At 44.9% G+C, this 343-nt stretch carries 1 pseudogene; it reads left to right on the top strand.

The window, feature by feature from the left end:
- Positions 1-148 precede the first annotated feature (148 nt).
- Positions 149-343 (top strand): annotated as a pseudogene (locus A3712_RS06950) (FliG C-terminal domain-containing protein); the annotation flags it as partial.

Genomic DNA, 343 nt, shown 5'->3' with positions numbered 1-343 from the left:
ACAACTTGCCATCTGCAGATAGCCCACTCGAAGTTCAAATTAAACACCTCAAGCTCATCGCAAAAGAGGACCCGAACAGGGTGGCTGAAATTTTACGTACTTGGATACAAGCATAACGAACCAAATAAAAGTCTGTAGGAGAAGGTGCATGGATGGCAAACAAACCTATCAATCAGTGGACGGCGTCGCGATGTTGGTGTTGACGATGGGAGAGGACATTGGTTCTGATGTACTCAAAGGCTTCACCCACGAGGAGATAAAACAGATCACGCATGCCATGAGTAAGATGAAGGACATTAAAGCTAAGGATGCCTTGGTCTCTTTATCGGGCTTTTTTGATGAT

Origin of the sequence: Vibrio sp. HI00D65 (genome assembly GCF_001635455.1) — a bacterium.
Classification (GTDB): domain Bacteria; phylum Pseudomonadota; class Gammaproteobacteria; order Enterobacterales; family Vibrionaceae; genus Vibrio.
The sequence above is the reverse complement of the archived record's forward strand: the minus strand, read 5'-3'. Positions and strand labels throughout refer to the sequence as shown.